At 49.2% G+C, this 18,312-nt stretch carries 19 protein-coding genes; 12 read left to right on the top strand and 7 right to left on the bottom strand.

The genetic code is table 11. The features are described 5' to 3' along the window. The first annotated feature begins 96 nt into the window (after window positions 1-96). The 5 genes from AC2YIT_RS15705 to AC2YIT_RS15685 all read left to right on the top strand — a co-directional run bounded on the left by AC2YIT_RS15705 (window position 97) and on the right by AC2YIT_RS15685 (window position 4,734). Window positions 97-1,464, top strand: coding sequence for a 3-keto-disaccharide hydrolase (locus tag AC2YIT_RS15705; RefSeq protein WP_430845455.1), 1,368 nt, complete (start codon window positions 97-99; stop codon window positions 1,462-1,464). A 126-nt stretch (window positions 1,465-1,590) separates the two neighbouring features. Further along, window positions 1,591-2,931, top strand: a complete 1,341-nt coding sequence (locus AC2YIT_RS15700; protein WP_487279765.1) for a Gfo/Idh/MocA family oxidoreductase — start codon at window positions 1,591-1,593, stop codon at window positions 2,929-2,931. A gap of 40 nt (window positions 2,932-2,971) precedes the next feature. After that, window positions 2,972-3,988, top strand: a complete 1,017-nt coding sequence (locus AC2YIT_RS15695; RefSeq protein WP_487279764.1) for a DUF6807 domain-containing protein — start codon at window positions 2,972-2,974, stop codon at window positions 3,986-3,988. 75 nt (window positions 3,989-4,063) lie between these two features. After that, window positions 4,064-4,555, top strand: coding sequence for a DUF6934 family protein (locus AC2YIT_RS15690; protein ID WP_430845457.1), 492 nt, complete (start codon window positions 4,064-4,066; stop codon window positions 4,553-4,555). A gap of 23 nt (window positions 4,556-4,578) precedes the next feature. Continuing rightward, on the top strand, window positions 4,579-4,734 hold the full coding sequence (locus AC2YIT_RS15685) for a hypothetical protein (RefSeq protein WP_430845458.1): 156 nt from the start codon (window positions 4,579-4,581) through the stop codon (window positions 4,732-4,734). Here AC2YIT_RS15685 and AC2YIT_RS15680 read toward each other — a convergent pair. Beyond that, a complete protein-coding gene (locus AC2YIT_RS15680; RefSeq protein WP_430845459.1) occupies window positions 4,731-5,174 on the bottom strand; it encodes a cupin domain-containing protein in 444 nt (147 codons plus the stop codon). The genes AC2YIT_RS15685 and AC2YIT_RS15680 overlap by 4 nt on opposite strands. A gap of 206 nt (window positions 5,175-5,380) precedes the next feature. On the opposite strand from AC2YIT_RS15680, the gene AC2YIT_RS15675 reads away from it, so the two are divergent. From AC2YIT_RS15675 to AC2YIT_RS15665, 3 genes are read left to right on the top strand one after another with little or no spacing between them, the layout of a single operon-like run. Next, a complete protein-coding gene (locus tag AC2YIT_RS15675; RefSeq protein ID WP_430845460.1) occupies window positions 5,381-5,794 on the top strand; it encodes a Dabb family protein in 414 nt (137 codons plus the stop codon). 21 nt (window positions 5,795-5,815) lie between these two features. Beyond that, window positions 5,816-6,202, top strand: a complete 387-nt coding sequence (locus AC2YIT_RS15670; protein ID WP_430845461.1) for a winged helix-turn-helix transcriptional regulator — start codon at window positions 5,816-5,818, stop codon at window positions 6,200-6,202. A 56-nt stretch (window positions 6,203-6,258) separates the two neighbouring features. Continuing rightward, window positions 6,259-8,004 carry a glycoside hydrolase family 9 protein gene (locus tag AC2YIT_RS15665; protein WP_487279763.1) on the top strand — a complete coding sequence of 582 codons (1,746 nt, stop codon included), beginning with the start codon at window positions 6,259-6,261 and terminating at the stop codon, window positions 8,002-8,004. Window positions 8,005-8,011: 7 nt separating this feature from the next. Here the strand turns inward: AC2YIT_RS15665 and AC2YIT_RS15660 are convergent, their stop codons facing one another. Next, window positions 8,012-8,218 carry a hypothetical protein gene (locus AC2YIT_RS15660; protein WP_430845463.1) on the bottom strand — a complete coding sequence of 69 codons (207 nt, stop codon included), beginning with the start codon at window positions 8,216-8,218 and terminating at the stop codon, window positions 8,012-8,014. A 122-nt stretch (window positions 8,219-8,340) separates the two neighbouring features. Here AC2YIT_RS15660 and AC2YIT_RS15655 point away from each other — a divergent pair, with 122 nt between their 5' ends. Continuing rightward, entirely contained in the window at window positions 8,341-9,699 is a 1,359-nt protein-coding gene (locus AC2YIT_RS15655; RefSeq protein WP_430845464.1) for an acyl-CoA dehydrogenase family protein, read from the top strand. 29 nt (window positions 9,700-9,728) lie between these two features. On the opposite strand, the gene AC2YIT_RS15650 is transcribed toward AC2YIT_RS15655, so the two are convergent. Then, window positions 9,729-11,102, bottom strand: coding sequence for a thioredoxin family protein (locus tag AC2YIT_RS15650; RefSeq protein ID WP_487279762.1), 1,374 nt, complete (start codon window positions 11,100-11,102; stop codon window positions 9,729-9,731). A 165-nt stretch (window positions 11,103-11,267) separates the two neighbouring features. On the opposite strand from AC2YIT_RS15650, the gene AC2YIT_RS15645 reads away from it, so the two are divergent. Beyond that, window positions 11,268-11,636 (top strand): hypothetical protein, encoded by a 369-nt coding sequence (locus AC2YIT_RS15645; RefSeq protein ID WP_487279761.1) that lies wholly within the window; start codon window positions 11,268-11,270, stop codon window positions 11,634-11,636. 65 nt (window positions 11,637-11,701) lie between these two features. Beyond that, the gene (locus AC2YIT_RS15640) at window positions 11,702-12,148 is read left to right on the top strand and encodes a GNAT family N-acetyltransferase (RefSeq protein WP_487279760.1); all 447 of its coding nucleotides are present in this window, start codon (window positions 11,702-11,704) and stop codon (window positions 12,146-12,148) included. A 69-nt stretch (window positions 12,149-12,217) separates the two neighbouring features. Here the strand turns inward: AC2YIT_RS15640 and AC2YIT_RS15635 are convergent, their stop codons facing one another. Further along, window positions 12,218-12,610: a hypothetical protein gene (locus tag AC2YIT_RS15635; RefSeq protein WP_430845468.1), complete on the bottom strand. Its 393-nt coding sequence runs from the start codon at window positions 12,608-12,610 to the stop codon at window positions 12,218-12,220. 118 nt (window positions 12,611-12,728) lie between these two features. After that, window positions 12,729-13,484, bottom strand: a complete 756-nt coding sequence (locus tag AC2YIT_RS15630; RefSeq protein WP_430845469.1) for a lysophospholipid acyltransferase family protein — start codon at window positions 13,482-13,484, stop codon at window positions 12,729-12,731. A 141-nt stretch (window positions 13,485-13,625) separates the two neighbouring features. Between AC2YIT_RS15630 and AC2YIT_RS15625 the strand changes: the two genes are divergently transcribed. Then, complete coding sequence (locus AC2YIT_RS15625; protein WP_430845470.1) at window positions 13,626-14,615, top strand: acyl-ACP desaturase; 990 nt, start codon at window positions 13,626-13,628, stop codon at window positions 14,613-14,615. Window positions 14,616-14,696: 81 nt separating this feature from the next. On the opposite strand, the gene AC2YIT_RS15620 is transcribed toward AC2YIT_RS15625, so the two are convergent. Together AC2YIT_RS15620 and AC2YIT_RS15615 are read right to left on the bottom strand one after the other, a co-directional pair. Beyond that, window positions 14,697-16,691: a T9SS type B sorting domain-containing protein gene (locus tag AC2YIT_RS15620; protein WP_487279759.1), complete on the bottom strand. Its 1,995-nt coding sequence runs from the start codon at window positions 16,689-16,691 to the stop codon at window positions 14,697-14,699. Window positions 16,692-16,853: 162 nt separating this feature from the next. Then, a complete protein-coding gene (locus AC2YIT_RS15615; RefSeq protein ID WP_487279758.1) occupies window positions 16,854-18,305 on the bottom strand; it encodes a S41 family peptidase in 1,452 nt (483 codons plus the stop codon). Window positions 18,306-18,312 lie beyond the last annotated feature (7 nt).

Here is an 18,312-nt window from a genome sequence, read left to right as displayed (position 1 = left end):
GGTATTCCTATTAATATTTCGTTATAAATGTAATAACTGATATTAGATAGGAAGCCCTTTTGCATTTTTCAGTTATACATCATTTTAATCAGCACAATGAAAAAATTCCGATTACCGCTGGTCGCCATGGCCGCGTTTTTGCTCAGCGCTCCGCTTCAAGCTCAAAAATCGAAAGATGGCTGGGTAGACCTTTTCAACGGCAAGGATCTGACGGGCTGGAAGCAACTCAACGGCCAGGCCAAATATGAAGTAAAAAATGGCGCTATCGTGGGTACTTCCGTGATGGGTACGCCCAATTCATTTCTCACAACCGAGAAAGATTACGGCGACTTTATCCTCGAACTGGATGTAAAAGTCGATAATAAACTGAACTCGGGCATTCAGATCCGCAGCTTGTCGAAACCTGACTATATGAATGGTCGCGTGCATGGCTATCAGGTGGAGATCGACCCGAGCGACCGCGCTTACTCCGCCGGTATTTACGATGAAGCCCGCCGCGGGTGGCTATACCCGCTCGACCTGAACCCGGAAGGCAAAAAAGCGTTTAAAAGAGATGCCTGGAACAAATACCGCATCGAGGCGATCGGTAACTCGATCCGCACGTTTCTGAACGGAGTACCTGTCGCGCACGTGGTAGACGACATGACGCCCGTAGGCTTCATATGCCTGCAGGTGCACGCGATCGGAAGCAAGGAAATGGAGGGTACACAGGTGAGCTGGAAGAATGTCCGCATTAAAACGAAGAACCTGAAACCGAGCCCGGCTACCAATGTTCGCATTGTGAACCTGATTCCGAATAATCTGGATCCCGCCGAAAAAGCGCAAGGGTATTCGCTGTTGTACGATGGTAAATCGGCAGATCAGTGGCGTTCTTACGGCGGTACCGATTTCCCTTCCAAAAGATGGAGCTATAACGACGGTACTATCCAGATTTCAAAGTCGGACGGCTCGGAAACCGGCAACGACATTGTTACCCGCAAACTTTACGGACCGGCATTCGAATATGAATTTGAGTTTAAGCTTACCGAGGGCGCTAACAGCGGCGTCAAATATTTTGTAGATCAGAAATTCAATTCCAATGGTAAATCGGGAATCGGCTGTGAATATCAGGTACTCGACGACGAGCGTCACCCGGACGCGAAACTGGGTAAGAATGGCAACCGTACCATCGCTTCATTCTACGATGTGATCCCTGCGGACCGGCCGAAGAATGCGGTGAAAAAGATCGGAGAATGGAACCAGGGCCGCATTGTGGTGCAGAAAGACGGTACCGTACAGCATTTCCTGAACGGCTATAAAGTGGTGGAATATGTGCGAGGTTCCCCGCAGTTCAAGGAGTTTGTGGCGGGCTCAAAGTTCGCCAAATTCGAAGGTTTCGGGTTATCGCAAGAGGGGAATTTGTTGTTGCAGGACCACGGTGATAATGTGTTTTTCCGCAGCTTGAAAGTAAAAGAAATCAAATAGCCCGAATTGGCGGAAAAAAGGTAAAAAATTACAGTAGATAAACGGGCGTCCGACATTTACAGACGATTGCCCGGAAATCTGACCCGGAGGCAATCAAAAAATCAACTTTTATTCAAATCCAATATCATGACCAGTAGAAGGGATTTTCTTAAAAATGCAGCACTGGCTTCTGCGGGTGTCGCAGTAGGCGCCAATGCTTTCAGTGCGGCCAGCTACCGCCGTATCGTGGGGGCCAATGATCGTGTAAGGGTAGGTATCATCGGTTTTTCAGACCGTTTTCGCAGCTCGCTGGCACCTTCCTTCTCGGATCACGCCAAGGAACTGAACTTTGAGTTTATGGGTGTTTCCGACCTTTGGAACCGTCGCCGCGACGAAGCGGAGGCATTCATGAAAGGGAAGCCCTATGCGGCCAGCGAATTCGTGAAAGCTCGCAATAACGAAGAATTGTTAGGCCGCAAAGATGTGGACGCGGTGATTATCAGTACCGCCGACTTCCAGCACGCATTGCATTGCGCAGAGGCGGTGAAATCGGGCCGTGATGTGTATGTTGAAAAGCCGTTTGCAGAAACCCTGGAAGATGCGAAAGTCGCATTGAAAGCGGTGGAAGCTTCGAAACAGATCGTACAAGTGGGCTCGCAGCGCCGCAGCGCTCCCAACTATTGGGCGGCTTATGAATACATTAAATCCGGTAAATTCGGGGATATCACCACGGTGGAAATGACCTGGAACGTAAACCAGCCAGGCCGCTGGAGACGTAAGGAGCTCGTTTCACAAATCCGCAAAGAGGATACCGATTGGGACCGCTTCCTGATGAACCGCCCGAAAGTGGAGTGGAACCCACGTTACTACCTTGAATTCCGCCTGTTCTATCCATATTCTTCAGGTATCCCGGGGCAATGGATGGCTCACCAGATCGATACCGTGCACTGGTTCTCAGGCCTCGATGCGCCGCGTAATGTGGTAGCCAACGGTGGTATTTACACATGGAAAGACGGTCGTACCAATGTTGACACTTTCAGCGCTGCATTCGAATACGGTCCTTTCGACGACAAAAGTAAAGGCTTCCAGGTTATCTATTCTTCCCGTTTCAACAACGAGGCAGGCGGCGTGAAAGAATATTATTTTTCAAATGGAGGTATGATCAACCTCGATACGAACAAGATAACTTCCGAAGGAGGCTTGAAAGAGAAAGATGCGAAAGGAATGGGCATGCAGGCGAACTTGCTGCCGGAAATGTCTTTGAAAACCGGCGAGAAAATTGCGACAGACGCTAATACCGGTGCCGATCCGATGACTTCGCTCCACATGCGTAACTGGATGGAATGTATCCGTAGCCGCAAGGAAACGAACGCACCTGCCCGCGTAGGTTTCAATCACTCGGTAGCTAACATTATGGCTACTCAGGCATTGCATACCGGAAAACGCGTGAACTGGGATCCGAAGAAAAAAGAAATCGTGCTTAGCTAACATTTTAAAAGAGCGAACAGTGAATTTAAAACATACTGCTTTGGCACTGACAGCCGTTGCCTTTGCTGGAAGCGCATTTGCGCAGAAGGTTGACCTTGTCAGGAACGATAAGGACAGAAAAGTGGAAGTAAAGGTCGATGGAAAGCCGTTCACGACCTATTATTATCCCGGTGAAAAGACGCTGAAAAAGGCGGTACTCTATCCGGTAATGACGGCCAAAGGCACGGTGATTACCCGTGGCTGGCCGCTGGACCCTCGCGCGGGCGAGCGCGTAGACCACCCGCACCACGTGGGGATCTGGCTTAACTATGAGGATGTCAATGGCAACGACTATTGGAACAACTCCAACGCAGTAAACCATGAGAAGCGTGCTTACGGGACGATCATTCATACCGGCATTACTTCCATTAAGAGCGGTAAAGACAAGGGAGAGCTCACCGTCACTGCCGATTGGGTAGATAAAGACGGTACCCTGACCCTCAAAGAAGTGACCAAATACACTTTCAGTGGCAAAGGCGATACCCGCATTATCGACCGGAGCACCACGCTCACAGCGGTGTTGCCGGAAGTAAATATGCCCGATGTAAAAGACGGCATGTATGCGATCCGTGTAGCACGTGAACTCGAACTGCCTTCTAATAAGCCTGAAATCTTTACCGATGCAGCTGGTATTGCAACCAAAGTGCCTGCGTTGAACAACGAAGGTATTACTGGCAATTACCGGAACAGTAATGGTGTGGAAGGAGAAACTGTATGGGGCAAACGCGCGATCTGGTGTAATCTGACGGGTAAAATCAAGGACGAAAATATCAGCATTGCGATTATCGACCATCCCAAAAATGTTGGCTATCCCGCCTACTGGCACGCGAGAGGTTACGGTTTGTTTGCCGTCAACCCGCTAGGCATGAAAGCACTCAGCGACGGGAAGGAAACACTCAATTTCAAACTGAAAAAGGGCGAATCTACGACCTTCCGTTACCGTCTGGTAATTGCTTCCGAGCATTTGAAAGATGCCGCGCTAAACGACCTCGCAGCCGCTTACGCGAAGACGGAATAGTTTGTATTATAGCAGATTGAAAGGGTAGCCAGCGACTTTTCGCTGGCTATTTTTTTACCCTGAAAATCTGTCAGTATGAACTTAGAACGTTACGAGTACGATCAGCTGGATGAGTCTACCTACCGCTTTTATAGCGTTGGACGAAATGGGACTTTCGAGATGCGTGTACAGTTTGCAGAAATGGGATATCGTTCTTATAATCTTGGCTTTGGAGTGGTTGATCCCGAATCCGATTGGCTGGATGATCTCGTTGAGCTAAGGAATGGCGACACACAAACGATACTTGCGACCGTGACACGTATAGCGCTCGATTTTTTAGCCAGCCATGAAGGAGTAAGCCTTTACGCTTCCGGGAGCACACCTTCGAGAACAAGAATGTATCAAATGGGACTCAACCGTGTTTTGCCGCAATTGACAGACTACTCAATCGCGGGACTGATTGCAAAGCGGGACCTTTCGCCAGATACTCTTGGAAACTATCAAAACTGGAAGGGCGAGTGGCAGGAATTTCGGGGCGGTGTTCCGTACAAGGCATTTTTGATTTTCAAAGGCAAATTATTAACTTAGTTAAAAACTATACGCAAGAAGCTATGTCCGATACCAAAACCTACGAATTAAAACCCGGTCGTCCTCCGGTGAGACACATACCCAACGAAAAAGAGTTTTTCGAAAAAAAGGCTGCCAAAATGAAAGAGCTTCTCGAAAAACACCCGGTCCCCGATCACATTTTCAAGAAAAAAGCCTAACGCTCCATCGTCCCCGGTGAATGCCAGCTAATCACATGGTAGGTTGCCGGTGTTTTGCCTACGTTGCGAAGCGTATGCATCTGGTTGGATGCCTGGAAAATAACGGAACCGGGCCCTACCTTTTTTCTTTCTCCATTGACAAGCGCCTCCACGGTGCCTTCCTTGATAATAATTACTTCTTCTTCCTGATGTTTGTGGGGCGCATGTGCGGCTTCACCGGGATTCAATGTGGTAACGTGACATTCGAGTTCGTCAGTCGTAACGGTTGGGGAACGGAAAAACGTCCTGACAGACCCGATGGCAGTGCCTCTTACGGCGATATTGTTCCAGTCGAAAGCGGTTGATTCAAGGATGCTGCCTTTGGGTTGGGCGATAATGCAGGTCAAGGTACAACAAATAGAGAGGGAGGCGACGGTTAGGTCTCGTTTAGTGATTTTCATAATAGGGGGCTTATTGAGTAGTTTTAGTAGAAAGACTTCTAGAAGGCGTGTTTACCTTTAATATTGTGTCAAAATAATTTTAATTTTTATTGGATTAGTCTTAAATGCAATCCGCGAGTGCCATTGTGTTTTGATAATGGGCAAATAAGCATTATCCTTGAAGCCAAAACGCGGAAAACGCTCCGCCGTTCGTCTTGCGCTCAATCATGGAAGATCAATCAAGAAGAAAGTTCCTGCAAAATGCGGGATTGGCTTCACTCGCCTCTGTTTCCCCTGTCATCGCCCAACCCGAAAGGACGAGGGAGCTATTTATTCACCATGTTTTCTTTTACCTCAAAGAGCCCAACAATGCCCAGCATGAGGCGCAGCTTCTGGAAGGATTACATAAACTGGCTAAGGTTCCAACGATCCAGTACGTGCATATCGGAAAGCCGGCGGTTACCAATCGTTCGGTGATCGTGAAAGACTACACGATTTCGTGGATGTGTTTTTTCAAGAATATCATTGAAGAAGAGATCTATCAGACACACCCTATTCACCTCGATTTTGTAGAGCATTATGCTCATTTGTGGGAAAAAGTAGTGGTATACGACTCCGTAGGGCCCAAGAAGGTGGATTAAATGTTTTGAAGGAGTACTACTATGAAAGAAAATTTCAAAGAAAACCACCCCGAATGCCGGGAAATGATCCTGCCGGTACGGGACGCGCTGGATGTGATCAGCGGTAAATGGAAGATTTCTATCCTTATTGCCATGGCCTTGGGCAGCAAGAGGTTTATGGAGTTGCAGAACGCCATTCCGAATATTACCCCGCGTATGCTATCGAAGGAGCTGAAAGAGCTGGAAATGAACCTGCTGGTCGAGCGCAAGGTATACGATTCGTTCCCGCCCGTGATCGAGTACGAGCGCACTGAACATGCCCGTACGCTCGAGCCGCTGATTGAGGAACTCCGCAAATGGGGCGAATACCATCGCCTGGTGATCACGGGCACCAATATCGAACATCCCGTAAAAGAATTACAAGATTGAGGTAAAGTTGCCCGTCGGGAGGCTTTGTGGTCTTGAAATAAATCTGTCTGAGTGTAATGAAGTTACTCCCTCGTTTCGCAGCTTTGCTGGCTGCTGTTAGCTTGTATTTCTCGCCTGCCTGCGCGCAGCATTCGGACGCGGTCCGGTTGAATCAGGTCGGGTTTTATCCGACTGCGCCCAAAATAGCGGTTGTTGTGACAGAAACGGGCGGTAGATTCGAAGTAAAGGAGGCCAAGTCAGGGAAAATTGCTTTAAAAGGGACTCTCGGGGAAATGCGCACGAGCCAGCATTCGGGAAAACACACTCGTTTGGCGGATTTCAGCGCGTTGCGAAAGCCGGGAACCTATGTCATTGAAGTCGCAGAAGTGGGAAAATCGGCTGCATTCGGGATTAACGATCATGTCCATCGAAACGTTGCCGAGGCTGCATTGAAAGGTTTTTATTACCAGCGTGCCTCCATCGACCTCCCCGAAAAATATGCTGGCAAGTGGGCACGCCCGGCCGGGCATCCCGATGAAAGGGTTCTTATCCACGCTTCGGCGGTTTCGGACGGACGGCCCGAGAATGCCGTAATTTCTTCGCCACGAGGTTGGTATGATGCCGGAGACTATAACAAATACATCGTCAATTCCGGCATTACAATGGGAACGTTGCTTTCGCTTTACGAAGATTATCCACTTTATTTCGAAGATTTTAACACCAATATTCCCGAGAGCAATAATGGCGTTCCCGATTTGCTCGATGAGGTTGCCTGGAACCTGCGCTGGATGCTTACAATGCAGGATCCGGCTGATGGAGGTGTTTACCACAAGCTTACCAACCCACGTTTCGATGGAATGATCATGCCGGATGCTGCGAAAAATCCACGTTATGTGGTGCAGAAAAGTACCGCGGCAACGCTAGATTTCGTAGCCGTGATGGCGCAGGCGTCGCGGGTATTCAAAAATTTCGATAACAAATTCCCCGGCTTGGCTGACTCCTGCATTACGTCGGCCGTTAGGGGTTGGCAATGGGCCGAAAAGCATCCCGCGGTGATGTACAACCAGGATGCGATGAATAAAGAATTTGATCCCGATGTTGCTACCGGTACTTACGGCGACCGTTCTGTGAAAGACGAGTGGATTTGGGCAGCGTGTGAAATGTATGCCGCCACGGGGAAGGCTGAATACATTGAGAAGATCGGTCTGGAATTGCATCAACCTATGACTTTACCGACGTGGAGCCAGGTAAAAACATTGGGATACTATACATTGCTCCGTTTTGACGAAGCGGTGAAACTACCTGCCGGGCAGGCCGATACGCTACGAAAAAATGTCCTGAGTTATGCAAACGACCTTCTGAGGAACCTGGAAACTCAACCCTATCATACGGTAATGGGTAAAACCCCACGGGATTACGCCTGGGGAAGCAGCTCGGTGGCGGCGAACCAGGGTATTGCATTGCTATATGCCTATCGCCTGTCAAAAGACAAGAAATACCTCCATGCGGCCCTGGGCAACCTTGATTACCTGCTCGGCCGCAATGCAACCGGCTATTGCTTCCTGACGGGATTTGGCTCGAAGCGTGTCATGCATCCGCATCAACGCATCTCCATAGCGGATGGAATCGTGGACCCGGTACCGGGGTTGCTTTCCGGCGGTCCGAATCCAGGCCAGCAAGACAAATGCGCGGGCTACCCGAACAAATTTGCCGACGAGTCCTTTACCGACAACGATTGTTCCTACGCCTCCAATGAGATTGCGATCAATTGGAATGCGCCGATGGTTTATCTGGCGGCCGCATTGGAAGCAACAATGAAATAAGCCCGGTTCAGATCTTTTTGCCTTTTACCGGAACCGTTTCAGGTGTTTCGTTATAGCCTTTCTTTTGGGTCATATTGATCTTTTCCGATTTTCGGATGGATTCCTGTTTCAGTAACCCGGAAGGTTTCCGGCTATCGTCCCGTTGTTTCGATTTACTTTTGGGCCCGCCATGGCTTGGAGAGCCGCCTTCCACATTGTTGGTTTGCGTTTTCATGGTTTTTCTGGTTTAGGCTGATACTTACAAATTCCATTCCTGCCGGCGTTACTTTTTTGAGATTGTGCAGTAGAACGGCCTGCGGGCCCGACTCTTTATCAAATCACAATCCAACAACCCAGATGAACCTTTTCAAATCCATTTCCCAGATACGCGACCTGCTCAAATCCGTCGATATCGAAGCCGTTGCGAAGCTCTCCCGGAAAGTAGACCTTAACCAGTTAATGGGTGTCGTTTCTAAAATGAGTGAAGAGGACCTGGGCAAAATGCTGAAATTCATGCAAGCGGGTTCAGGTAAAAAGAAAGAGCCGCCCGTCGTGAATGGGGATTTTTATGAATTGGGTGCGACGCTCAACCCCGAGGAACGGGAAATTCAGCTCAAAGTTCGGGAGTTTATGGAAACGGAAATCAAGCCGATTGCTAACTATTACTGGAACAATGCGCAGTTTCCGATGCATGTCATACCGCTGATGGCCAAGCTGAATATTTGCGGCCTTACTTACCAAGGCTACGGCTGTGCCGGGCGGTCGGCGTTGTTGGAAGGGTTTATAGCGATGGAAATGGCGCGCATCGATTCGTCCATTTCTACATTCTTCGGTGTGCACAGTGGTCTTGCAATGGGTTCGATTTACCTGTGCGGTTCGGAGGAACAGAAGCAGCAATGGTTGCCTGTAATGCAGCGTATGGAGCTGATCGGCGCTTTCGGGCTTACCGAGCCGGAGGTCGGTTCGGGAGCCGCAGGAGGTCTGACGACTACTTGTAAGCGGGAGGGCGACGAATGGATCATTAACGGGCAAAAGAAGTGGATAGGTAATGCTACTTTCTCGGACATTACGATTATCTGGGCACGCAATGTGGACGACAATCAGGTGAAAGGATTTATCGTACGGAAAGAAAACCCCGGTTTCAAAGCCGAGAAAATGGAGGATAAAATGGCACTGCGTACCGTACAAAATGCGCTGATCACATTAACGGATTGCCGTGTGCCCGAAGCCGACCGGCTTCAAAATGCGAACTCGTTCAAAGATACCGCCAGTGTCCTGCGCATGACGCGCGCGGGGGTAGCGTGGCAGGCGGTTGGCTGCGGGCGGGGTGCATATGAGCTGGCTTTGAAATACACGATGGAAAGAAAGCAGTTTGGCCGGCCGATAGCCGGTTTTCAGTTGGTACAAGACCTGCTGGTAACAATGCTGGGCGATCTTACGGCGATGCAAACGATGGTTTACAGGCTGTCGCAATTGCAGGACGCGGGCGACCTCGCCGATGAGCACGCGTCACTCGCGAAGGTGTTCTGTACCTTACGTATGCGCTCCATCGTGGACCATGCGCGTGAGCTGTTCGGGGGCAATGGAATATTGCTCGAATACGACATTGCCCGCTTCGTGGCCGATGCCGAAGCCATTTACTCTTACGAAGGGACGAAGGAAATCAATTCGCTGATCGTCGGCAGGGCGATTACCGGTGAAAGTGCATTTGTATAAATAAAAAAGGGCAGTTGAGGTGCCCTTCGTTACCATTTCAGTGTTCCTGCTTTCATTTCATTGAGAGCCTTTTCCATGGAAGCCCACGACATTCCGGTCACCTTTTGTGCCTCGACGGCTTTGGTTTGCCATTCGATCGCCTCGTTCTTTCGACCCAGTTTGTAAAGTAAGTGTGCGTAAGTGTCAATGTAAGCTGGATTACCCAATGGCAAGTGGTTTTTATCACGGCGTAAGTCTTCATGCCATTCCATCGACTTTTTGGACCACATCAATGCATTTTCCAGGTCGCGTGGATTGTTGTTGAATTGGTAGAAATTCCAGGCGTGGTTATTGAGTTCGGTATGGAAATATTGCGAGGGTGGCGCAAAGCGTACTGCCTGTTTTTCGCCGGCGGGGCCAAGCGGCGCCTGATCGGCCAGGTTCTTTTTCAGCATTTCTTCATCCATTCTTCTCAGTGAATCTACGGTAAGCCACAGGTGATTTTGCTGGATCAGATTGCGGCAGTGGCGGAAATAGGCGGCCGTGTCTTTCACCGCCAAAAAGAAGTGAATCATATTCCTTTCAAAAGCCACACGGCCTTTGCCGAAGTCCATATTATAGGTATTTTGTAGAAAAGAAGCACTTTGGTAAGCGAGTTCCTGGCTTTTTGTTTCTACGGCTTTCCGCATGGTATTGCCGATAATTGCGCTGTTGAATCCGGATGCTTCGTGAGACGGGACTGATTTGTACAAACTGTCGATCATCTTATGAGGCACAAGCGCCTGAACCACTTTGTATACGCGGCTATCCAGCGTCGGGCCTTGCTGATAAATGAATTTGACGACTTGAAAGTTAGCTATTGAATCGACAGGCAGCTTGCCCACGTATTCATCGAGCAAATCGTTCGTCGGCATATTCACCTCGCGGCGTTTCAGGATATATGCTTTTAAAAATGCAGCCGATCGTTCACCGCTTTTATATTCTTTCTCGTAATCGCTCAACTGTTTGCTTCCTTTACGGCTAAGCGCCACCTGCGCACTTTCGAGATAGGCGTTCGAATTGCTTGTAGAACCGTTAAACCGGTTGAGAATATTACCTTCTGCATCCACGTAAAGTGAAACCAATGCACCTTTGATCCCGAATTTTTCGGCCAGGTTCCGACCATTTTCAGAGGCGACGTTGCTGCGGATGGCAATAAAGTTCTTTTGATAAATATCTTTGAGTTCGGTGCCGCTGAAACCCTTGGAAGCAACCTCGTTGCAATGTTCGCATTCGTTGCCTTCGAGATGGATAAAAATGAGCTTCCGCTCTTTCTTTGCTGCTTTTGAAAGCGATTCCCAGGAAGTGTCGTCTTGGATGAAAGTAATTTGTGCGTGGCTCTGAAAAGATATAACCAGCGCCAATGTCAGTATAATTTGTTTCATTGTTTGTTGGATTGAAGAGTTTTTTCAAATGTAATTTAAATTTTGTAACCGAATGTTAAAATAATATAAACCTCGCTGCGGGCAAAAGTCTATCGCTTGTATTTTACAACTGTTTCTGTAAATGCAGTGTCTCTTTTTTCCAATCATCTACACTCATTCCTGCCCATGAAAAATCTTTTACTCTTCTCTTTTCTGGCGTTTATACTTTCCTGTAAAGACGATACAGTTTCGTCCAGACTCGATGTCTGCGGCGTAAAGGACCCGGTCCGCAACCTTCCCTGGCTGAAAGCGAAGATCGACTCTTTGAAGGCCGAGAAGCAGGATCAGGCGCTCATGGTTACGGTCGGGAAACTGAAAGGCGAGATTGTCTTCGATTACACAATGATCTACATGTCGTGCAACGTTTGCGATGTGTATCGCTGCGACGGCACCCGCGTAGACCTTTCGAAGCTCACGCAGGAAGAAATGCAGGAGTTTACGCGTACCGTCCGGGGAAAGGGGGCGCAAGGCCCTGTGATCTGGCCAGAGAAATAACCCGCATTCTTGCCTTTCCACACTGCCCGGTGTAATTTGTGCCACTCAACTCAACCGTTATCAAAGTGCACGCACCAGTTAGCATCCGTCGCGCATCTGCCGCCGACCGCGAGATCATTTATAATATGATATGCGGCCTCGAAAATATGGTTCTTGGCCGGCCGGGATTTGATGCCGCATTTGACCGCAACGTGGCAAGTACGAATATCAGTTACTTCCTAGCTGAATTGGACGGGAAGCCTGTTGGGATGGTAAGTTGCCATATTCAGCCGCTATTGCATCACGCGGCGCTGGTTTCCGAAATTCAGGAAATGTATGTAGAACCGGAATATCGCTCGCGGCAGGTAGGGAAAGCATTGATGGAGCATGTCACGGCTTTTGCAAAAGGAGAGGGGGCTATTCAAATGGAAGTCACTTCGCGTGCTACACGTGAGCAAGCGCACAGGTTCTACCAGCGCGAGGGGTTCGAGAAGTCGCATGTAAAACTGGTCAGATATTTCAAAGACGAATAAAAAAGCACCGGGCCAGCGTCCCGGTGCTTTTTGCATTACCCTAAACCTTCAACTATAACCTTTAAAATCTTAATATCTGTCTCTGTAACGGCCATCGCGGGACCAGCGGTCGCGGTCACGACTCAGGCGGCGGGTATCCGACATCAGCTCGTGGAGATCATTGCGGAGAATTCTTTCCTCACGGTGCGACAAACGGCCGTGACGGGCGAAGTGGCGTTCCTTGTCTTCTATGTTTTCGTAGCGGTTCATAAGCATGTTCGCCTCACGGGAAGTGAGCGTTCCCCATTGTACACCGTTAGCGATATTTTGTCTTGCTTCTCTTTGGAGTCTGTTAATGTCAGACATTCTTTCACGGCTGTAACCGTCGTGGTAGTGGTCACGATCGTAACGGGGACCATATTGGGCGGAAGCATTGGTGAATCCTAATGCGAGAACCACTGCGGCAAAAAGTATCTTTTTCATAACCCAAAAGTTTTAATGTTTGTGGGTTAGAGGGCCGCTGACCGCAGAGGTTTAAAAGGGGATTGTTAACGATTGTTAAGCCAATGTAAGGCCTTGAATGCCAGGAGTAATTAAGTTATCAGTATCCGGCGGCCACTGATTCGGGCTGGATCACCTTCCTGATTTCTTCTTGTGTTTGCGCCAGCACTTCTTCTACTTTCCTTCCGGCGGGTTCAATACCAGGGAGCACGGTGAAACTTAATGTGCAGAATGATTTCAAGGGAAAAATGCCCTTGGGGTTCATGGCGCCTGTGCCATCGATCGCAACCGGCACGATGAGCGCGTCCGGGGCGCGTTTGAGCAGCGTTGCTACTCCACCCGATTGAAACGGCTTCATTTCCCCACTGGCGGTGCGGGTGCCTTCCGGGAAAATAATCGCCGATGCCTTTTCATCATGGATCAGCTTGCCGAGACGCGCGATTTCAGTAATGGCTTGCTTGCCGTCTTTACGGTTAATAAGCGCGGCGCCACTCTTGCGCAGGTTATAGGAAATGCTCGGAACGCCTTTTGCGAGCTCTATTTTGGAAACAAATCGCGGACTGTATTTCCGCATATACCAGTAAATGGGAGAGATGTCGTAGCTGCTCTGGTGGTTGGCTACGAATATAAGCGGCCGGTCGACGGGCAGCTGGGCAAGGTTTTTGAGCCTGATGCTCGCACCGGTCAGATAGAGGCCGAATGTGAGGGAAAAATTAAGCCAGTCGACTGACACTTTATGCGCCTTTTTGCCGAAGACGTTGAATGCGATGACCTGTATAACATGGAAAACTAACAGGGTAAGACCAAAATGGATCAGGTAGAGGGCACTCAGAACGTAATCGAGGATTTTTTTCATTCTAATTTTTTTTGCAAAAATAGTCGAAATCTGTTTTGGTTACTCCAAATTCTAAAACGCGAAATGACAATTGTCATTCAAAACTTACGTATAATTCACGTTATTTGTAAAATAGTCAATAGTGTTTAAATCGAAATACCAATGGATATTACGCTTTCAGCCGAAAGGCTTGAAGTAATGAAACATATAGGCAAAGACCTCGACGGGCTGATTGGAGAATACCTGAAACCGATCGAGGAAAACTGGCAACCTTCTGATTTTCTGCCTGATGCAACCCGGGAGAACTTTTTGCATGAAGTGAAGCTTTTGCAGGAAAGTTGCCGCGATCTGCCTTATGACTACATTGCCGTGCTGATCGGGGACACGATTACGGAAGAGGCGTTGCCTACTTACGAATCCTGGCTGGTGGACGTGATTGGTATCAACCAGGTCGATGAGCCGGAATCCGGCTGGGTGAAGTGGGTGCGCGCCTGGACGGCGGAAGAAAACCGCCATGGCGACTTGCTTAATAAATACCTTTACCTCTCGGGCCGCGTAAATATGCGTGCGATGGAGGTTTCCACACAATATCTCATCGCCGATGGTTTCGATATCGGTACCGACCGTGACCCTTACCGCAACTTCATTTATACTTCATTCCAGGAGCTGGCTACCAACGTTTCACACCGCCGCACCGCCACGCTCGCGAAGAAATTCGGGAACCCGCATTTGTCGAAAATATGCGGCGTGATCGCTTCCGATGAAATGCGCCATGCGAAAGCGTACAAAACATTCGTAACACGGATTCTGGAAGTCGATCCGTCGGAACTGATGCTGGCTTTGGAAGATATGATGCGGAAAAAGATCGTTATGCCGGCGCATTTCATGCGCGAGACCGGTGTGAAAATGGGTGAAACCTTCTCACACTTCTCGGATGCCGCACAGCGGCTGGGCGTGTACACGACGCTGGATTACATTGATATTCTGGAAGACTTGCTCAAAGAATGGAATATCGATTCCGTGCGCGACATTAATGAAAAAGCAGAAAAAGCAAGAGATTATCTCATGGCTCTTCCTGCTCGCCTCAGAAGAATCGCCGACCGCACCCGCATTCCGGACCTGGAATATGAATTCAGCTGGATAAGCAGGTGAAAATTACTTCGGCGGTCGGCTTTCGGCCTTCGGCTATCGGTGTTATGAAAATGACGGCTGACAGCCGACGGCCGACTGCCGTCACAACAGCAGCAGCACAGCGCCCTTCTTGCTGATTACCTTTCCTTTGGTCGATATCCCCTCGATTTCCCACACGTAGTTACCTGAAACGGCTGCTCTGCCGTTGAAAGAGCCGTCCCAGCCTGTATTTAGTTGATTGGTCGAGAAAACAACCTGGCCCCAACGATTGTAAATGCGAAAATAATGGATCGATTCGATGTCGTTCACGACCGGCATCAATACCTCGTTCCGGCCGTCGCCATTGGGCGAGAATGCGGTTGGCACGACAATGCTCTCCTGACGTGTAATGGACAGGTTGACTTGGCCGGATCCTTTGCAGCCTAACTCCGATGTAACATCTACCGTATAAGACTGATTTTCGCGCAAAACAGCGACCGGACTTTGAATATGGGCGTTGTTCAGACCGATGTCTGGTGTCCAGAGAAACGTGGCAGCCGCGTAGTTGCGGATTTGGGGCGAAGTAGCATTGAGCTGAAAAGGAACATTGTATTCGATCAGCGCGTCGGGTGTCACATTCACCACGATTTTTGGGGATACGGTGACGCGCACGGTGTCTGTTCGGGTGCAAAAACCCTTGGTGGCAGTAATGATGTATTGCGTAGTGGTCTCAGGGCTGGCCACCGGCTCTAATATGCCGGCATTATCCAGTCCGTCTTGCGGCAGCCAGGAAAAGGTCTGGCCATTGCTGGTAGCAGCCAGTGTAACCGATTGTCCTGTGCAAATGGTCGTGTCCGGCATTATAGCGAGGGTAATATCGCTGGCAAACGTCAGAGCGGCATTCTCCGCGGCGGTACAGCCGTTATCGTCTTTGACAAACACCCGGTAATTTCCTGCCGGCGCATGAAATAGATTGGATGCCTGAAAATTGACCGAATCGATCGAATATTGGTAGGGCGAAACACCATCTGCGGCGGTTAGCGTAATCGTACCATCGGTTCCTGTGTCGCAACTGCCTGACGCCGTTTCGGCAGTCAGCGTCGGGCCACCGACCACAATCCGTTTACCATTTTCGAGCGTATTACCACAAGCCTGGTTCGTGACCGACAGGGTAATAGTCTTGGTACCGCCGCCGGCAGGCCACTTCAGTAGGTAAGGGCCCATTCCGGAGCCTGAGACAACCTGTGCTCCACCCCAATCCCATTTGAAATCATAACCCGTACCAGGTGCAGGAATGGGGCCTGTGTATTTTACCTCGGTGTTTTTTGAAGGATCGCAAACAGCACCCGGGGAAATGGAGAAATCCGCATATGAGTTGATATTGGCCTCAAAGCAGATTTCCGAAACCGATTTATTGACCGCGGTTTGCGGGAAATACTCACGACGAAAGGACAGGTAGGCAATGTTTGCCTCTCCCGATTCGCAAGGGGCTGCGCTATCATCCCGAAAAAAGTAAATCGGCACTCCGGCTTTACCTACGTAGTTTTTATTGGCATCGATGAAGCTGACGAAAAGGTTGTTGCCGACATAAATATCCATTCTTCCCGTAATGCCGTCACGGGTAAAAGTCAGTAAGTAATAGGTTGCGGAATCAAAATAAGGGCATTCCCCGATAACGCCGTTCGGAGATAATTCCAGACAATGGCTGGCACTTCCGGGAGTAGTTTTAAAGTAAACACCTTCATCGCGGGTGCCATTCGAAAAATCGATGATCCTGGCTCTTGCCCGACCCCAGTCCGTCACTTTCAGGTAAAGCTGGATGGTGTAGGATTCGGAAACGAGGCCGTCGGTATTGGGGTACATCAAACCCCAGTTCATGTTATTGTGATAGACAGCCCGCCGCTCGCCGCAAGGGAGAACTTCTACTACAGAGCTGCCGCCCGAGCTTCCGGCACTGCACGAGCCTGCCGATTTTACCTGTACAAGGTCGGGGCCGCATTCCGGTTGGGCCACGGTGAATTCGTTTCTAAAACGATAGGTGTGTTTGCCGGTCTGCGCCTGGGCGAAAGGCACGAAAGAGCAGAAAAAAAAGAGGATATATAAAGCGCTCAACTTCATATCGTTGCCTGCATACCGAACGTGAGTAAAAATTGGGATTCAAAATTACGGTAAATACAACTAAAACGGTGCCAGTCTGTTGCTTTTTTGATGGAACGGGCGTAAAACGGACCGGGCCCGCAAGTGCAGGCCCGGTCCAGTGAACAATATGTATGTGAGAGTTTAATAAGGGATTGCTCTTACGTTCCCGCGACGGATCATGAGGTTATCTTTCGTCTTGAGGTCGTCATGAAGCATTTTGCGGAAACTGACGACGCTCTTCATAGAAGCCAGGCGTTGTCCTTCCGGCGCCGGAATCCCCATAATGTCGAGTGCTTTGCGAAGCAGCGTTTCATTTTCATCTCCAAAGGGCAGGTAAGGCACGGTAGAATCTTCAATTTCATAATCCGGCACCATGCCATTCACGGTGCCGTAATCCGACTCGCCGTTGGCATTGGCGGTTTGCCCGAGCATAATGTACGCGCCCCATTTCCAGCGTTCCTGGTCATCGCCGATTACTGAACCGAACAGGTTTTTGCCGGCGGTATGCTCCCCGATCTTGATCACGCTCATATAAGGCTTTAATCCATTGATAACTAGTTCGCTGGCAGATGCGGTGCCGTTGGAAGTGAGTACAAACACCCGGCTCAATGTGTTACCAATATTGTTCGCTTCGTTCAGGAAAGAGTAGTTCAATGCGTCGGCTCCCTGCGTTTTTTTCCAGTAAGCGGTGTATTTGTCATTCCATAGCTCTTTATAAAAGATTTTTGAATTTGAAACACCGGTTCCAATCAGCGAGGCGAGGGTTTCGGCCGAACTGATATAACCACCGGGATTGAAGCGCAGATCGAGTACCAGCTCATTCACACCTTTACTTTTAAAGTCCGCAAATACCTGGCGCAGTTCATTGTCATATTTCGATTCATCGGTTTTGGTACCCGGCACGAACTGTGTGTAGACCAAATAACCGATTGTTTTGCCGTAAGTTGGTTTTGAAATAACCGTCGAAAAGAGAACGGGATTTTCGCTTACTTCCGCTTTGGTCATGGTAATGGTCCGGTTGCTTGCGACGATGTTGGCACCGGAAACCTCTCCTAATGTAAAAGTGGCGGTTTCATTACTGCTGAGCAGCGATGTGTAGTTGCCGGATGTAAGCTGCGTGCCATTCACCTTCATAAGAATATCACCGCGTTTCAAACCTGCGGCCTCGGCAGGGCTGTCTTTTACCACGTAGTTCAGGAATGCAGCTATGTTCGACTTGCCGTTATCGATGTACGACAATGAATAGCTGATTCCAAAAATTTTGCTGATACCGTTGAATTCGTTCTGCAGCGCATCGATATCGTCGGTAACCATCGAGAACCGGTCGACTGTAGTGCGCTGATAGACGAGTTTTTCAAAATAGTCGTGAGGATCAATGGTGTTATCGAGTGTGCTTTCAGCCGGCAGGTTTTTGTACCAGAAATATGCGTCGTCCATCACATCGTAAAGCCAGCTGTTTATCCCGGGATAGTCCGCCGCGGTAGTGGAATCGATTTTCGCGACGGCGGGGGCAATGTCCTTGTCCTGACAACCCACTATCGACACCGCAAATATCAAGACATAGAAAAGGTGTAATTGTTTGAAATTCAACATAGTGTTC

Source organism: Dyadobacter sp. SRI_021 (assembly GCF_057586235.1).
Note: the sequence above shows the minus strand (reverse complement) of the source record. Positions and strands in the feature narration are given on the sequence as shown.

Excerpts from the sequence above, each read along its gene's own strand:
- AC2YIT_RS15675 (WP_430845460.1), top strand. The coding sequence starts at position 5,381 with ATGGAAGATCAATCAAGAAGAAAGTTCCTGCAAAATGCGGGATTGGCT.
- AC2YIT_RS15615 (WP_487279758.1), bottom strand. The coding sequence starts at position 18,305 with ATGTTGAATTTCAAACAATTACACCTTTTCTATGTCTTGATATTTGCG.
- AC2YIT_RS15635 (WP_430845468.1), bottom strand. The coding sequence starts at position 12,610 with ATGAAAAAGATACTTTTTGCCGCAGTGGTTCTCGCATTAGGATTCACC.
- AC2YIT_RS15660 (WP_430845463.1), bottom strand. The coding sequence starts at position 8,218 with ATGAAAACGCAAACCAACAATGTGGAAGGCGGCTCTCCAAGCCATGGC.
- AC2YIT_RS15655 (WP_430845464.1), top strand. The coding sequence starts at position 8,341 with ATGAACCTTTTCAAATCCATTTCCCAGATACGCGACCTGCTCAAATCC.
- AC2YIT_RS15685 (WP_430845458.1), top strand. The coding sequence starts at position 4,579 with ATGTCCGATACCAAAACCTACGAATTAAAACCCGGTCGTCCTCCGGTG.
- AC2YIT_RS15670 (WP_430845461.1), top strand. The coding sequence starts at position 5,816 with ATGAAAGAAAATTTCAAAGAAAACCACCCCGAATGCCGGGAAATGATC.
- AC2YIT_RS15680 (WP_430845459.1), bottom strand. The coding sequence starts at position 5,174 with ATGAAAATCACTAAACGAGACCTAACCGTCGCCTCCCTCTCTATTTGT.
- AC2YIT_RS15665 (WP_487279763.1), top strand. The coding sequence starts at position 6,259 with ATGAAGTTACTCCCTCGTTTCGCAGCTTTGCTGGCTGCTGTTAGCTTG.
- AC2YIT_RS15645 (WP_487279761.1), top strand. The coding sequence starts at position 11,268 with ATGAAAAATCTTTTACTCTTCTCTTTTCTGGCGTTTATACTTTCCTGT.
- AC2YIT_RS15705 (WP_430845455.1), top strand. The coding sequence starts at position 97 with ATGAAAAAATTCCGATTACCGCTGGTCGCCATGGCCGCGTTTTTGCTC.
- AC2YIT_RS15690 (WP_430845457.1), top strand. The coding sequence starts at position 4,064 with ATGAACTTAGAACGTTACGAGTACGATCAGCTGGATGAGTCTACCTAC.
- AC2YIT_RS15700 (WP_487279765.1), top strand. The coding sequence starts at position 1,591 with ATGACCAGTAGAAGGGATTTTCTTAAAAATGCAGCACTGGCTTCTGCG.
- AC2YIT_RS15630 (WP_430845469.1), bottom strand. The coding sequence starts at position 13,484 with ATGAAAAAAATCCTCGATTACGTTCTGAGTGCCCTCTACCTGATCCAT.
- AC2YIT_RS15625 (WP_430845470.1), top strand. The coding sequence starts at position 13,626 with ATGGATATTACGCTTTCAGCCGAAAGGCTTGAAGTAATGAAACATATA.
- AC2YIT_RS15620 (WP_487279759.1), bottom strand. The coding sequence starts at position 16,691 with ATGAAGTTGAGCGCTTTATATATCCTCTTTTTTTTCTGCTCTTTCGTG.
- AC2YIT_RS15650 (WP_487279762.1), bottom strand. The coding sequence starts at position 11,102 with ATGAAACAAATTATACTGACATTGGCGCTGGTTATATCTTTTCAGAGC.